Annotated in this window: 14 protein-coding genes; 10 read left to right on the top strand and 4 right to left on the bottom strand. The window is 60.1% G+C overall.

Going from position 1 to position 15220, the window contains the following annotated elements; all coding sequences use genetic code 11:
- From HJB89_RS06485 to HJB89_RS06475, 3 genes are read right to left on the bottom strand one after another with little or no spacing between them, the layout of a single operon-like run.
- Positions 1-378, bottom strand: coding sequence for a response regulator transcription factor (locus tag HJB89_RS06485; RefSeq protein WP_221115051.1), 378 nt, complete (start codon positions 376-378; stop codon positions 1-3).
- 2 nt (positions 379-380) lie between these two features.
- Entirely contained in the window at positions 381-1022 is a 642-nt protein-coding gene (locus HJB89_RS06480; protein ID WP_221115050.1) for a response regulator transcription factor, read from the bottom strand.
- Positions 1019-4657, bottom strand: coding sequence for a PAS domain-containing protein (locus HJB89_RS06475; protein WP_221132580.1), 3639 nt, complete (start codon positions 4655-4657; stop codon positions 1019-1021). The genes HJB89_RS06480 and HJB89_RS06475 overlap by 4 nt, the downstream gene beginning before the upstream one ends.
- A 342-nt stretch (positions 4658-4999) precedes the next feature.
- Here HJB89_RS06475 and HJB89_RS06470 point away from each other — a divergent pair, with 342 nt between their 5' ends.
- From HJB89_RS06470 to tnpC, 4 genes are all read left to right on the top strand, one after another.
- Entirely contained in the window at positions 5000-5752 is a 753-nt protein-coding gene (locus HJB89_RS06470; protein ID WP_221115048.1) for an SDR family oxidoreductase, read from the top strand.
- Between the two features lie 231 nt (positions 5753-5983).
- Positions 5984-6370: an IS66-like element accessory protein TnpA gene (gene tnpA, locus HJB89_RS06465; protein ID WP_221149305.1), complete on the top strand. Its 387-nt coding sequence runs from the start codon at positions 5984-5986 to the stop codon at positions 6368-6370.
- Entirely contained in the window at positions 6367-6720 is a 354-nt protein-coding gene (gene tnpB / locus HJB89_RS06460; protein WP_221149436.1) for an IS66 family insertion sequence element accessory protein TnpB, read from the top strand. The genes tnpA and tnpB overlap by 4 nt, the downstream gene beginning before the upstream one ends.
- A 68-nt stretch (positions 6721-6788) precedes the next feature.
- Entirely contained in the window at positions 6789-8333 is a 1545-nt protein-coding gene (gene tnpC / locus HJB89_RS06455; RefSeq protein ID WP_221149304.1) for an IS66 family transposase, read from the top strand.
- A 76-nt stretch (positions 8334-8409) separates the two neighbouring features.
- Here tnpC and HJB89_RS06450 read toward each other — a convergent pair whose 3' ends face one another.
- Positions 8410-9291 carry an SDR family NAD(P)-dependent oxidoreductase gene (locus HJB89_RS06450; protein ID WP_221115044.1) on the bottom strand — a complete coding sequence of 294 codons (882 nt, stop codon included), beginning with the start codon at positions 9289-9291 and terminating at the stop codon, positions 8410-8412.
- Positions 9292-9416: 125 nt separating this feature from the next.
- On the opposite strand from HJB89_RS06450, the gene HJB89_RS06445 reads away from it, so the two are divergent.
- The 6 genes from HJB89_RS06445 to repB all read left to right on the top strand — a co-directional run bounded on the left by HJB89_RS06445 (position 9417) and on the right by repB (position 15165).
- Positions 9417-10130, top strand: coding sequence for an HXXEE domain-containing protein (locus HJB89_RS06445; protein ID WP_221149301.1), 714 nt, complete (start codon positions 9417-9419; stop codon positions 10128-10130).
- A complete protein-coding gene (locus tag HJB89_RS06440) occupies positions 10091-10777 on the top strand; it encodes a TetR/AcrR family transcriptional regulator (RefSeq protein WP_221149297.1) in 687 nt (228 codons plus the stop codon). Before HJB89_RS06445 ends, HJB89_RS06440 begins: the two co-directional genes overlap by 40 nt.
- Positions 10774-11385, top strand: a complete 612-nt coding sequence (locus tag HJB89_RS06435) for an HXXEE domain-containing protein (RefSeq protein WP_221115041.1) — start codon at positions 10774-10776, stop codon at positions 11383-11385. The genes HJB89_RS06440 and HJB89_RS06435 overlap by 4 nt, the downstream gene beginning before the upstream one ends.
- 240 nt (positions 11386-11625) lie before the next feature.
- Positions 11626-12396: an alpha/beta fold hydrolase gene (locus HJB89_RS06430; protein WP_221149290.1), complete on the top strand. Its 771-nt coding sequence runs from the start codon at positions 11626-11628 to the stop codon at positions 12394-12396.
- A 570-nt stretch (positions 12397-12966) separates the two neighbouring features.
- Positions 12967-14160 carry a plasmid partitioning protein RepA gene (gene repA, locus HJB89_RS06425; RefSeq protein WP_221115039.1) on the top strand — a complete coding sequence of 398 codons (1194 nt, stop codon included), beginning with the start codon at positions 12967-12969 and terminating at the stop codon, positions 14158-14160.
- A 3-nt stretch (positions 14161-14163) separates the two neighbouring features.
- A complete protein-coding gene (gene repB, locus HJB89_RS06420) occupies positions 14164-15165 on the top strand; it encodes a plasmid partitioning protein RepB (protein WP_207584776.1) in 1002 nt (333 codons plus the stop codon).
- The last annotated feature ends 55 nt before the right edge of the window (positions 15166-15220 follow it).

The raw sequence follows: 15220 nt of genomic DNA, 5'->3' as shown, positions 1-15220 counted from the left end.
TTACCCTCCATCTCTCGATTGGTGTAAAGCGTTGGCGATGGCCGACAGCAGGGCCTGGGCATCAAAGGGCTTGCGGAAAAACCCGCCCGTGCCCTGAGCACGGCCCTGATCGGCTATCTCGTGGCGACCCGTGATCAGGAACACCGGCAACTCGGGACGTGATTTTCTGACCAGGTCACGAAGCTCGAAGCCGTCGATGCCGGGCATTCCGATATCAGTGATGAGCAGGTCGAGGTCCGACAGCCCGCTGACGAGCAGCGAGCCCGCCGACGGGAAGCCGCGGGCCACATAACCCGCCGATTCCAGAAGGTCGCCCATCGATTCAAGCAGTCTTGGATCGTCGTCGACAATTGCGACAACATGTCTTGTCTCGTTCATGTTCAATTCCCCCCCACTCGGCGCGAGTGGGTAATCGGTATTTCCAATTTCTCCGCGATCCGCACGAGATCGGCGAGCGACGCCGCCGCCATTTTCTGCATCACATTTCTTCTATGGATCTGCAGCGTAACTTCGCTGATCCCCAATTCGGCTGCTGCCTGCTTGTTGAGAAGACCGCTGACCACGAGCGGCAGCACCTCGCGCTCGCGCGGCGTCAGGTCGAGATAGTGTCGTTTGAGCATATCGAGTTCGGCACGTTCCGATCGCTTCACCCGATCCTGGGCGAGCGCCGCATGGATTGCTGCCAGGAGATCCGCGTCACTGAACGGTTTGGTCAGGAAATCCACGGCGCCGCTTTTGATCGCACGCACGGACGAGGGGATGTCGCCATGTCCGGTAATGAAGACGATCGGCGGATGATCCCCGTCGGCGATCTGTCTCTGCAGGTCGAGGCCGTTGATGTCAGGCAGCTCGATATCGAGGATGAGGCAGGCGGCTACATCCGACTTGTCCGCTCTCACGTAATCGCCGGCGGATTCGAAGGCGATGGCGCGCATGCCGTGCGCGTCCATGAGCTCGCTGAGCGCCTCCCGGACACGTCCGTCGTCATCGACGATGAAGACGATATGGTCATCGACCGTCATGACGCCGCCTTCGTTTCTATCGGCAACGTGAAGATCAACGTCGCTCCGTGCGGATTGTTCTTCTCTGCCCACAATCGTCCGCCGTGCAGCTCGACGATCGAGCGGCAGATCGCCAGACCCATGCCCATGCCATTTTCCTTGGTCGTGAAGAACGGCTCGAACATCTTCTCGGGGAACGCGATACCCTGACCGCGATCACTGATTTCGGTCTGTACGGCATTCCCCATATGGCGCACGCGCATGCCGATCACCTTGTCGCCGGCGACAGTGTCCATCGCCTCGATGCCGTTGCGGACGAGATTGATCAGGACCTGCTGGATCTGGACCCGATCGATGGCGATAAGCGGAAGGTTTGCATCGACGTCCACGTTCAGCCTGACGCTCCGCCGTGCCGCTTCGTCGGCCATGAGATTGCGGGCTTCGTCGACGACGCCGGCGAGCGTCGTGTAGACCCTCCGGTCTGCGGATTGCTTGAACAGGGCGCGGATACGGCTGACGACATCCGCGGCCGAGTTGGCGTCGCGGATGATGCGCTCGACCGTCCTCTGTGCCCGCTCCATATTCGGCGGTTCCGCCATCAGCCAGCGCTGGCAGGCATGCGAGTTGGCGACGACGGCCGCGAGCGGCTGGTTCACCTCATGGGCGATGGAGGCCGAAAGCTCGGCAAGGCTCGCCACCTGGCTTGCCCGCGCAAGGCCCTCTCGCGCCTGACGCAGATCTTCTTCCGTGCGAACCTCACTGTCGATATCAAGGCAGATGACGTTCCACTGGACGATAACGCCTTCGGCATTGCGCATCGGTGCCGCACGCGTCTCGACCCAGCGATATTCGCCATCGTGGCGCCGCAGACGATGCCGGCGCGCATAGGGCTCGCCGGTGCGCAATGAATGGGCATAGTTCTCTTTGACCCCGGCCACGTCGTCGGGATGAACGCCGGCATCGAGCGTGCCGTCCAGCCGGGTTTTTCCCGTACCGTCCAGCTCTTCGAGCTTATATCCGAGAAAATCGCGCAGCTGAGGGTTGCGGTATACCGGCTCCCCATCGGGCGCTGCGCAATCGATCATTGCCGGCAGCGTTTCGACGATCTGCCAGAGCGACCGCTCCCTCTCACGCAACTCCTCCTCGATGCGAAGTTGATCGTCGATGTCATGGGTCAGGCCGTACCATTGAATGATCCGCCCGCTCTCGTCCCTCAACGGTTCGGCGCTGCCTCTGACCCAGCGGTAGACGCCATCAGCGCGCCGCAGGCGATATTGTTTCGAGAAGCGCTCGCCGGTGGCGAAGGAATGCCTTAGCGCCTCGGCAAGGCTCTCCGCATCGTCGGGATGAATGGCGGCTTCGATGATGGCGGACAGCCGGTTCATACCGGGCTTGCCTGTGTCTGCAATATCGGGACCGAGAAAATTGATCAGCCGCTGGTTGAAGAAGGTCGGCTCCCCCTCGGCATTCAGGCGCCAGAGAAGGCTCGGTACGATGTCGACGAGCTGTGACAGCTCCCGTTCCCGCTCACGCAGGGCCTGTTGTGCGCTGACCTCGTCATCGATGTCGATCGCAGCCGCGTACCATTGCACGATCGCGCCATTCTGATCCCGCAACGGCTCCGCGCGACCTTGCATCCAGCGATATACGCCGTCGGCGCGGCGCCGGCGATACCGGATTGTGTAAGGCTCGCCGGTCGCAAGCGCGTGAGCGAGCACCTCTTTCATACGAGGTCCATCCTCTGGATGCACGGTCGCCCCGATGATGGCCGCCAATCGACTGATATCAGGCCTGTCCCAGGCAGCGACGTCATCTATTCCAATGGATTGCAGGGTGCGCCTGCTGAAGAAGGTCGGTTTGCCGTCGGGCGCCATGCGGCCAATGTGAACCGGGACCATGTCCACAAGCTGCGACAGTTCGCGCTCGCGATCACGCAATGCTTCCAGGGCGCGCACCTCTTCGTCGACGTCGAGAGAAACGCCGTACCACTGCACGACAGTTCCGTTGCCGTCGCGCCGGGGTTCCACCCTGCATTCCGCCCAGCGGTAGATGTCGTCTTTTTCGCGCCAGCGAAACCGCATGGCGGTACCGCCGCCGCTTTCGAAACAGTTCTGCAGCGTGCGCTGGACGTCGGGCGCGTCTTCGGGATGAATCAGCTGCCGCAGCAGTTCTTCGATGCGCGGCTCGCCGAGAGCGTCGAAATTGGCGATGACGGCGCGGAAATGGTCCTGATAGCGTTTGTTGAAATAGACCGACCCGCTCGCCGGCTCCACGCTCCAGACGCGAACCGGCACCGCGTCGATCATCTGCTGCAGCGCTCGCTCGCTCTGGCGCACCGCCTCTTCGGCACGGACCTGATCGTCGATGTCGTGGCAAAGGCCATACCATTGGACGATGCTGCCGGCCCGATCCCGCATCGGCTCGGCGCGGCTCGACATCCAATGATAGATGCCGTCGGCGCGACGCAGCCGATACCGCATGGCGAAGTTTTCGCCGGTCACGAGGCAATGGTTGAGCGCCTCCCCGAAGCCGGTTGCATCATCGGGGTGAATGATGGCCTCGATGACCGCTTCCAGCCGGCTCATGCCGGGCCTGTCCGAATCCGCGACATCGAGACCGAGGAAATCGATCATCCGTCTGTTGAAGAAGGTCGGTTCGCCCTGGGGTGTCAGACGCCAGACGTGGCTCGGAACCATGTCGACAAGCTGCGAGAGCTCCCGCTCCTGCTCGCGCAACGTCTCAACGCTTTGGCGCAACGTGAGCACGGCCAGCTGATGTTGCCTGGATATGGCGGCGACGATCAGCGCCGAAAATGCCGAGATCGCCAGGAAAAGCTGCAGCATGATCTGCTTGTGTTTCTGGGACTCGGCATCGCCGACAAATTGGCCGGCGCCGGTTATCGTGAAGACGACCGTAATCAGGGCGAGGAGGGCGAGCGATATGGCCGCACCCTTGAATTCGAAGCGGACTGCGGCCCAAAGAAGGGGCGGCATGATGATGTAGGCGAAGGGAAGGTAGCCGCTGAGCGAAAGAGCGGCGACACCGAGAAAAATCAGCCCAAGGACGCAAGCCTCCACCCATTGCGCCGCCGAGAGCCGGGTCTTGCCGCGCCAGTTATGGAAGACGGAGAGCGCCAGCGGCGCGACGATCAGGACGCCGGTTGCATCACCGATCCACCAGAGAGGCCAGGCGGTCACGAAGGACTGCGATTGGATGCCGAACCACGCGAGCGTCGCGCTTCCCACCGTCGCGCTCACGATTGGCGCAATTCCGGCGCCCAGGACGATGAATGCGAGAACCTCCTGCAAGGTTTCCAACTGAGCCGGCCGCTTCAAGGTCCGATTGACCAGCCATGCCGCGACCACTGCTTCAAGAGCGTTGCCGACATACATCAGAAAGGCCGCCGGCAGCGGACTGTGGAACCAGAGGGCATTGCTGAACAGCTCGGCCAGGCAGCCCCCCAATATCCACCACGGCCAGCTGCGCCTGGGGGCGAGGATGAGCGTTGCGATGAAAAGCCCGCCCGGAGGCCAGATGGAAATGCCCGTTCCCGGCACGATCGCGAGCGATTGGGCAAAGCCGCAGCCGAGCACATAGGCGGCGATGAAGAGCCCGAGATACAGGGCGCGGGGGCGGTGCGACCAGACGTTCGTCATCCACCGCTCCTGCCGGACAGACAAGGCCGGGGGATCATCAGCATTTGGTGCAGCACTCGTTCTTGATGTCGGGGCTGGCGAGCTCATGCTACGAACCGTAATCCCGTCAAACCACCGTCGCAACTCATGGAAATCCATACATTGCGCGGAGGGGTAGTGTTGCACCGGGTCCGGATCGTCGGCGCGAAGGAGCAAGCGGGAGACCGCTCCCGTTCCGGTGGGTCATCCTAAACCTTCGGTCTACTCCATTGTACCTACGGCTAAGGCGCCGAGCCACACGCATGATGGAAGGGTTTTGGCCTTCCGGTCATTGTCGATCCAATCGATCGTGAGGATGCAGACATGAAAATCACCGTGGTGGGAGCAAGCGGTCTCATCGGAACGCGGCTCAGTGAAGGCCTGCGCCGGTTGGGCCACGAGGTTACGGACGCGTCCTTGTCGTTTGGCGTCGATACGGTGACCGGTAAAGGCCTTGACGCGGCTATAGCGGGAGCCGACGCCGTCGTGGACGTGACCAACGCCGCATCATTCGGCGACAGTGCGGCACTGGATTTCTTCAGGGCGTCGACGAAGAATTTGCTTGCCGCCGCCTCCGAGGCAGGCGTCGGGCATTATCTCGCCCTCTCCGTCGTCGGCGCGCCCCGGCTCGTGGAAAGCGACTATTTTCGCGCGAAAATGGTGCAGGAAAATCTCATCCGGGCTTCAAATCGCCCCCATACGATCCTCCGCTCCACCCAGTTTTACGAGTTCATAAACGGATTGATCGACATCGGTGCGCAAGGCGACGTCTTTCGATTGCCGCCAGCCTTGATGAGGCCGGTCGCAGCCTCGGAGGTCGCCGCCTTTCTGGCCGAATTGACCCTCGCAACGCCTTTGGGCGGTATCGTCGAAATCGGCGGCCCGGAACAGTTCGGTATCGATGACGTCGCACGGATCTATCTGGCCGCGAACGAAGACGAGCGGCCGGTGATAACGGATCCGTCCACATCGTATTTCGGTGTCGAATTGACCGATGACGCATTGCTTCCCGGCGCCGGCGCACGGGTGGCGGCCGAGACGCTCTCCGACTGGCTCTACCAATCGATGGCGGATTAGTTCTGCCGGCGAATGGCCTCGTTTCGCCTGTAGAGAAATTCACGCCGAAATCCGTTGAGACCCTGAACCTCGTACCGACCTCGGCTATCGCTGCGCGACCGTCTTTGGAGGTTTCCTATCGACCGGAGTTGACGTTACTTCGTGAACAGTAACCGGTGTTCTGCTCCCACATTGTCATCGCCGCCCTGATCTGTGATCGCCTATCCATGGACAAGCAACGGGAGTTTCTCCATGGAGACTACATTGGAGGTTCTCACGACCAGGAAGTCTGGACGTGAGGTTCACCGGCACTGGCCGGACGAGGTGAAGGCGCAGATCGTTTCGGAGAGCCTTCGGCCCGGCGCGATGGTCAATGAGGTCGCAGAGCGTCACGGCCTGAAGCCGAACCACCTCTCGACTTGGCGAACGATGGCGCGGCAGGGAAAGCTTGTACTACCTGCACCCGAGGATGCGGTAGAGTTCGCAGCGGTGATCATCGATCCGCCCGCTGCGGAGCCGCCGATCAAAAGAGCCAGTCGCCCCGAGGTCATCGTTGGCGGTATCACGATCCGTCTGGAAGAAGGCGCGTCTGCCGCCCGGATCGCCGCTGTCGCGCGTGCATGCGCGGTTCCGGCATGATCTTTCCATCGAACCGGGTTCGGATCATGGTGGCGACCAAGCCTGTCGACTTCCGTAAAGGCCACGATGGGCTGGCGGCGCTGGTAAAGAACGAGCTGCATAAGGACCCATTCACAGGAACAGTCTTCATATTCCGGTCACGCAAGGCCGACCGGTTGAAGCTGATCTACTGGGATGGCACCGGTCTGGTGATGGCTTACAAGCGGCTCGAAGAACACACCTTCACCTGGCCAGATATCCGGGACGGTCTGATGACCTTGGGGCATGCTCAGTTCGAGGCGCTGTTTGCCGGGCTCGACTGGCGTCGGGTCCGTTCTGTGGAATCGAGAGCGCCGGAAGCCATCGAATAGGTGCGTCACGATGACTCGGGCGGCAAATTCCAACGGCGAAGTGAAGCTGGCTTTGATAGACTTCGACCATGTTGGACGCCGCCGATCTTCCTGACAATGTCGCTGCCCTGAAGGCGATGCTGATCGCGGCTCAGGCGCGTGAAGTTCGCAAGGATGACCGGATCGAGCGACTGGAGAAGCTGGTCGCCGCTTTCAAGCAGGCTGCCTTCGGCCGCAGGTCCGAGAAGGCCGATCCCGAGCAATTCGATCTCGCATTGGAAGACCTGGAAACAGCCATAGCGGCCATCCATGCCGAAGATGAATCCGATAGCCCCTCGGGCAAACCAAGCCCCAAACCTCGCGCCGCCAATCGTGGCTCTCTTCCCGCACACCTTCCTCGTGTCGAAGAGACCATCGAACCGGAGAGCTTGATCTGCACCTGTGGCGGCGGCCTGCATTGCATCGGGGAGGACGTGTCCGAACGGCTGGATGTCATCCCTGCGCAGTTCCGTGTCATCGTCACCCGCCGCCCCAAATATGCCTGTCGCACCTGCACCGACGGTGTTGCCCAAGCTCCTGCGCCCGCTAGACTGATCCACGCCGGATTGCCGACCGAAGCAACCATCGCGCATGTGCTGGTCTCCAAATATGCCGACCATCTGCCGCTCTACCGGCAGGCCCAGATCATGGGCCGCCAGGGTCTCGATCTTGACCGTTCGACACTCGCCGATTGGGTCGGCCGGGCGGCATTCGAACTTCGTCCGGTTTTCGATGCTCTGATCGCCGATTTGAAGCGTTCGACGAAGCTGTTCATGGACGAGACCCGTGCACCGGTGCTCGATCCAGGCTCCCGCAAAACAAAGACCGGATACTTCTGGGCGCTGGCTCGTGACGGCCGACCATGGTGCGGCGGTGCTCCACCTGCAGTAGCCTTCACCTATGCTCCCGGTCGCGGTGGGCAGCATGCCGAACGGATATTGCATGGGTTCACGGGCATCCTTCAAGTGGGTGGCTACGCCGGATATAATCGGCTGATCGCGCCGGACCGTGTTGGTCCCGACATCCGGCTGGCCTACTGTTGGGCGCACGCTCGGCGGAAGTTGGTCGAGATCACCCGCACTGGCCCAGCGCCTATTGCCGAGGAAGGCGTGAAGCGGATCGGCGAACTCTATCGCATCGAAGCCGAGCTGCGCGGTCTCAACCCCGACGCACGTCTGACTGGAAGGCAGACACGGTCAGCGCTGTTGATCGCTAACATGCGGACCTGGCTGAGCCAACATCGTGCCCGTGTCGCTGGCAAGTCGCCGCTTGGCGAGGCGCTCGCCTACATCGCCAAATACTGGGATGGCCTGTGCGTGTTCCTGACCGACGGCCGCGTCGAGATCGACAACAACAGCGTCGAAAGAACGATCCGACCGATAGCGCTAAACCGCAAGAACGCTCTGTTTGCTGGCCATGACGCTGGGGCGGAGAACTGGGCGACCATCGCCTCGCTGGTCGAGACGTGCAAGCTCAATGATGTCGATCCATTCACATATCTGAGCGCTACGCTCACTGCCATCGTAGAGGGTCACAGGCAGAGGCACATCGAAGAACTTCTGCCGTGGAACTATCGGGCGGAACAACACATATAAAGAAGGCCATCATGAACCAGTGTCCAAGCGTTCGCAGAGAAGCTCCACCAGTTATGCTCTCCGAGAACCCTTGGTTTCATCGAAGAGTTTGCGCTCCATCGACGGTCAGAGAGGTTCCGTTCACATAGCTCGCCAGATCAGACGCCATGAACAGTACGGCCTTGGCAAGGTCGTCAGGATACCCGGTTCGGCCGAGCGGCATGTTGCCCAAATGCTCGGCCAAGCCGCCCTTCTGCAGCAATTCCTGTTGCTTGGCGAGCGTCAGCGGAGCGTCGGTCGGCGCATCCGAAAACGGTGCCTTGGTCGCGCTATTCTGCATCATGGCAATCCGCTCGGCGGTCATCGTTGCACCCGGAATGACCGCGTTGACCTGAATACCGTGTGGCCCGAGTTCCACCGCCATCGATTGCGTTACTGCCATCAGTCCGGATTTCGCCGCGCCGTAGGGGGCGAGGAAGCCGGTGGGTTTGAATATCTCTGTCGAGAGCACATTGATGATGCGTCCGCCATGACCGGCCTGGATCATTTCGAGTGCCGCCAACTTGGAGAGAAAGAACGGACCCTTCAGATCAGTATCGACGGTCTGATCCCAAATCTCCTCAGTCATTTCGACCGAAAGGCGCGGTGGGAAGACGGCGGCGTTGTTGACCAGAATATCGACGCCGCCGAGCTTGCTGACCGTAAAATCGATCACACGCTTCGCGTCTTCCATTTTGCTGGCGTCGGCCTGCAAACCGATGGCACGCCCGCCGAAGGCCGACACCTTTTCCTCGATCTTGGTGAGGGCTTCCTGGCCTCGCGCCGTTACGACGACTTCGGCACCCGCCTGGGCGAGCCTCAGCACGATGGCTTCGCCAATCCCGCGCGTTCCACCCGTGATAATGGCACGGCGGCCTTTCAGGGAAAGCAGGTCTTCAAACGGGGTAGATTCAGGTATGGCGAAAACAGGAGTGGTCATAGCTTGTTCCTTTGCGGATGGCGATGAACGATCAGTTCTCGTAATTGACTTCAGAGTCATTTATGCTCTCTTCAAGTCAAATCGTCAATGCAAGGCCCGTTTGTAGCATCGAGACAGGAGTTCACATGCCCTTTGGATGGTTCGATATGAACTGGCCGTGGATCGGGCTATTCATTGCAGCGATCCTCCTCGTGGTGCTGTTCGGGACTGATGCGCTACGCGGCGAAAGAAGCGTGTCGCGTTGGCGTGATCCCCGATGGCTGGCCTGGCTTGCTCCCGCCGGGTACATGCTCCACCAGACGGAGGAGTATGGCGTCGACATGCTCGGGCAGTTCTTCGCATTTCCTAATCTCGTCTGCGCGACATTCGGGCAACCGCCCTATCCGGACTGTGCTTACCCTCCGTCCCTGTACGTCGCGATCAACATTCCGGTGATCTGGATCGCAGGCCTGACCTGCGCGTTGCTGAGCCGCCGGTATCCGCTTGTCGGCCTCGGCCTCTACGGTGTCCACTTCGTCAATGCGTTGTCCCATATCGGCATGTTTGCAGCGACGGGCGACTACAATCCAGGCGTCCTCACGGCGTTCGTCGTGCTGCTTCCGCTGTCTGTCTGGGTCGCCTTCGCCACCTGGAAGAACCCGCTCATCGGAAGATCTGGCATCGCTACCATCTTTCTGGCCGGGCTACTGGTGAACGGCGTGTTGGCTGCATCATTGGTGGCTTTCTCGCGGGGCCTGATCTCGGGCGACACGCTGATCGGCATTCAACTGTTCAACTTCCTGTGGTCGCCACTCATTCCATGGCTAAAGGACTGGCATTCGCAGCAGGGTCGCCGATGACAGACGCGAAACCAAAGTGGAACCGCCGTAAAGACGCTCGACCTTCCGAGATCGTCGATGCTGCGATGGCGCTGTTTGCGGAAAACGGGTTTGCCAACACCAAACTCGACGACGTGGCACGGCGGGCGGGCGTCGCGAAAGGCACGCTGTATCGCTACTTCGATACCAAGGAGGCTCTGTTTCGTGCAGTTGTCCAACACCTGCTCACCAACCATCTTGAAGTGGTCGAGAAAGCTGGCAAGGCCTTCGAAGGGTCGCTCGCCGAATTCGTGCCGATGCTGCTCAAACGGGCCGCTCAAAGCCTGGGCGATGATCGTCTGCCCGGTCTGGCCCGCGTGATGCTTGCCGAAGGCCGTGCCTTCCCCGATCTGGCCGCCGTCTGGCATGATGAACTGGCGGCACGAATGCTCGATCTCATTGCAGGCATGGTCGCCAAAGCGCAGGACAGAGGCGAAGTGAGGCCGGGCGATCCAAGGCTGTATGCCTTTTCGATAATCGGCCCGATCTCGGTGGCACTCCTCTATCACGAGGCGTTCGGTTCGAGGGCCAATGCGCCCGATCTTGAAGCCCTCGCCAGCCAACACGCGGAAACGATCCTGCGCGGCATGGCCGCATCAATTCCCGACCAGAAGGAACCCACGCCATGATCCGATTCATTCTCGAACGAAATCTCTACGTCATGGCCGCGCTCGGCGTCGGCGTGGCAATCTATGTCGGCGTGAACTGGGAGGCACTAACCGTCCTTCAGAGAATGTCCGGCCTGTTCTTCATCGGACTGGTCATGCACCTGTGGGAAGAAGGGCGGTTTCCCGGCGGTTTCGTGGAACTGATCACCGAGCATCTCCACTTCACGGCCAGCAGCCGCTGGTTTGGAGAAGTCGTCACGGCCGCCTACGTGCTGGTCATCGCCTTTGTGCCACTGTTCTTTCCGAATGTCCCGTTTCTCGCAATGTCCGCGATGATGCTCGGCATCATGGAAGTGGTGATGCATACGGCTATGATCAGAATGTTTCGGATGAAGCACTTCTATTCGCCCGGCTTGGTCACGGCAGCCTTCGTACTGTTTCCGATCTCTCTTTACACCTTCATTTACGTGATCCAGCACGACCTTATGCGCCCGCTCTGGTGGCTGTTTTCGTTCCTTTACATGCTGTTTGGTCTCATGATTGCGCAACAGGTCGTTATCCGTGCGAGCGGCGTTAAGTACGCGGACTTTCTGAAGACCGTTCGAGCGGCCATCATGACTCGACGATGACCGCAACCGGCGCACATTTGTCGCGTCCTTCAACGCCATCGACCTCCGGAGTAACTCCCGTTGCTAATCCATAGAGTCGATCACGGATTAGGGCAGCCAGCGCAATGTGGCATCGGAACACCGGTTACCGTGAACACGAGGCAAAGGCAATTTCAAATCAAAGTGAATATGGAATTTAGGGCTTGCCTTTGTTGATGGTTGTGCATAATTTAATCGTACACGATACAAAGGAGTTTGATGATGGTGAAGATGTTTGTCGCCGCCGCCGCAATGACCGTAGCTGGCCTTTTGCATGCCAACGCGGCCGAAAAGCCGACGGTTGTACTTGTTCATGGCGCATTTGCCGATGCCTCCAGTTGGAATGGCGTGATCACACGTCTGGAAAAGGATGGATATCCGGTGGTGGCGGTCGCTAATCCGCTTCGAAGCGTCACGTCCGATGGCGATTATGTGCGCAAAGTGGTCGCCGGATTGAAGACCGACGTTGTTCTCGTCGGTCACTCCTACGGTGGCGTAGTCATCAACGAGGCAGCAGCACACAGCGCGAACGTTAAATCGCTGGTCTTCGTCGCGGCCTTCGCGCCCGATGTTGGAGAAACGGCGCTCGCGCTTTCAGGTAAGTTTCCAGGAAGCACGCTCGCACCCACCCTTGCCGAACCGGTGTTGTTGGATGGTGGAGTAAAGGATCTGTACATCAAGCAGGGCGAGTTTCACGATCAATTCGCCGCAGATGTATCTAAGGCGGAGGGCAAGCTGATGGCCGCAACGCAGCGTCCGATCACGGATAAGGCTCTTGGCGAGGCTTCAACTTCGGCGAGCTGGAAGAATATCCCTTCCTGGTTCGTTTACGGCGATGCGGATAAAAACATACCGCCGGCAGCGCTTGCATGGATGGCGGAAAGAGCGGGCTCCAAAGAGACGGTTGTGGTTAAAGGTGCGTCCCACGTCGTAATGGTTTCTCATCCCGATAAAGTAGCGAAGGTCATCGAAGACGCTGCGTCCAACAAATAAGCGGTACGGTCCCGCGGCCGGATCAACATTGGTCCGGTCGTGGTGTGACAAAAGCTTGATTGCAGAACGATAGCCATCGAACATGCCGCCTCCAGCGTTATTCGTTGCATTCTCCCCCGGTTCGTCGACCGCCCCGCGCAATGGTGAGCATAGTCTCGCCCATGGCGCGGGGCATTTGCCGACGATATTGCCTCATGTAGGCTTGGCCGCGGTCTGTGCGGAACGGATGATTTCCATCGGGCGACCGGCCAGGCGCCAGCGGACGCTACACGATTTCCGGCTATCGTCTCGACCCGACCGACGCGAGGTTTTCCGCCCGCTGGCTTCTCCGGGTCAAATTCGATGAATTCATGTGCATAACGACGGCATTGGCCTTGCTCTTCTGCAGCTCGGGTGGGCGCAAATTCCGCCGATTGGTCCGCCAAATCGCCAGCTTCCCGCGGCCGTTTCGCATGCCTCGACATGCCTTTTGGTTAAGCATTTGTAATTCAGTCACGAATCGCGGCATATAGTAACTGCGCAACTGGGGCGCTTTCGTTCAAAATTGCGCAGTTATTTGGGAAACAGATCATGCAGCCGAGTCTTGCTCTTCAGGACGATCAAGAGCATCTCCCTTCGCTTCTGGCAACAGATGCGAAGGAGTTGTCCTATCAACTTCAGCAGCATCAGGCAAAAATCTTCCCGCCGCTTTCCCAAAAGACCATCAGAACATTTTCGCCGGCGGAAGCTGCGTCCTTTATCGGCATCGGCGAAGGTTATCTCCGGCAGGTGGCTGCCGATGGCCATGGGCCCGATCCGCTGGCCAACGGACGGCGGCTCTATAGCGCAACGGATATGGATCGGATTCGCCGGGTTCTTGACGAGCGAAACGGAACGCCGAAATATGTGCCGGCCCGCAGGCCGGGAGAGAAGCTCCAGATCGTCTCCGTCATGAATTTCAAAGGCGGCTCGGGCAAGACTACGACCGCAGCCCATTTGGCGCAGTTCATGGCGCTCAGGGGTTACCGCGTGCTCGCCGTCGACCTCGACCCGCAGGCCTCGTTGTCGGCTCTTTTCGGCCATCAGCCGGAATTCGACGTCGGTGAGGGCGAAACCATATACGGCGCCATCCGCTATGAGGATCCGCGCCCAATCGCCGACATCGTGCGCGCCACCTATACGCCCAATCTGCATCTCATTCCAGGAAATCTCGAGCTGATGGAGTTCGAGCACGAGACGCCGAAGGCGATGTCGTCGGGTAAAGCGGAGACGATGTTCTTCGCCCGCATTGGCGAGGTCCTGACCGAGATCGAAAGTCTTTACGACGTCGTCGTCATCGACTGCCCGCCGCAGCTGGGGTTCTTGACGATGTCGGCGCTCTGCGCAGCGACCTCGGTGTTGATCACGGTCCATCCGCAGATGCTCGACGTCATGTCGATGTCGCAGTTTCTGACGATGACGAGCGAGCTGATGTCGGTCGTGGAGAAGGCCGGCGGGCGCACCAGCTATGACTGGATGCGCTATCTCGTGACGCGCTTCGAGCCGAACGACGGGCCGCAGAGCCAGATGACTGGCTTCATGCGGGCGATCTTCGGTAACCGAATGCTCCACAACGCCATGGTGAAGTCGACAGCAGTCGCCGACGCTGGCGTCACCAAGCAGACCCTTTACGAGGTCGAGCGGTCGCAGTTCACCCGCGGAACCTATGATCGGGCGCTGGAGTCCCTCAACTTGGTGAATAGCGAGATCGAGGCGCATCTTCGCTCCACCTGGGGAAGGAAATAGTCGATGGCGCGCAAGAACCTCATCGAAATCTCTGCTCCGAGCCCGGCTAGGGTGGAAATGGTCCTACCGCGCGACAATCGCCCGATCGCCGGGTTCGTGCCGCAGGAGCGCAGCGCGGCGCCAGTCGGCGGCATTACCAAGACGCTGGGCAATATTACGGAGAAAATGGAGCGGGCGAGTGAACTGGAACGGCAGCTTGCCGCCGGCCAGACCATCGTCGAGCTCGATCCCGCCCTGATCGACGCCTCCTTCGTCAGCGATCGATTGGCGATCGACGCGACGGAACTCGCGCAGCTTGTCGAGCAGATCCGCGAGCACGGTCAGCAGGTTCCGATCCTCGTCCGTCCGCATCCCGAAACCAAGGGACGGTATCAGGTTGCCTACGGCCATCGTCGTCTGGCCGCCACTCGAGTAATCGGCATCAGGGTGCGCGCTGTCATCCGCGAGCTCACGGACGGTCAACTGGTCGTCAGCCAGGGGCAGGAAAACAGCGCTCGAACCAATCTTTCCTACATCGAGCGCGCGCTCTTCGCATCGAGGCTCGAAGAACGGAGCTTCGGCCGCGATGTGATCATGGCGGCTCTCGCCGTCGATAAGGCGGCGCTGTCGAGAATGCTGATCGTCATACGGCAGGTTCCCCTTGATCTCGTCAATGCCATCGGCGCGGCGCCCGATATCGGTCGTCGGCGGTGGTTGGAGCTGGGCGAGCGGCTTGAAGGTGCCGACATCGAGAAAATCATCGCCGAGTTGTCCGCGGACGACGCTCGAAAAATCTCGAGCGACGAGCGGTTTCACCGGGCGCTCGTGCTGGCTACCAGACGGACGGCGTCGGCGAAACCGACGATTGCCCAAACCCAGCTTAGCGGCGTGCCGGTGATGATCAAAACGACAGCGTCCGGTGCGACCTTCGTCTTTGACGGCAAGACCGCACCCGGTTTCGATCAGTTCGTCCAGGAAAGGCTGAAGGGCCTGTTCCAGGAGTTCAACAAGGACAGAGGAGCGTAGCGCGCAAAAGAAAAAGGCCCCCAACGACGCCGTCGTGGAAGCCCTTCTCAGATCT

Origin of the sequence: Rhizobium sp. NZLR8 (assembly GCF_019685025.1) — a bacterium.
GTDB lineage: Bacteria > Pseudomonadota > Alphaproteobacteria > Rhizobiales > Rhizobiaceae > Rhizobium.
The sequence above is the reverse complement of the archived record's forward strand: the minus strand, read 5'-3'. Positions and strand labels throughout refer to the sequence as shown.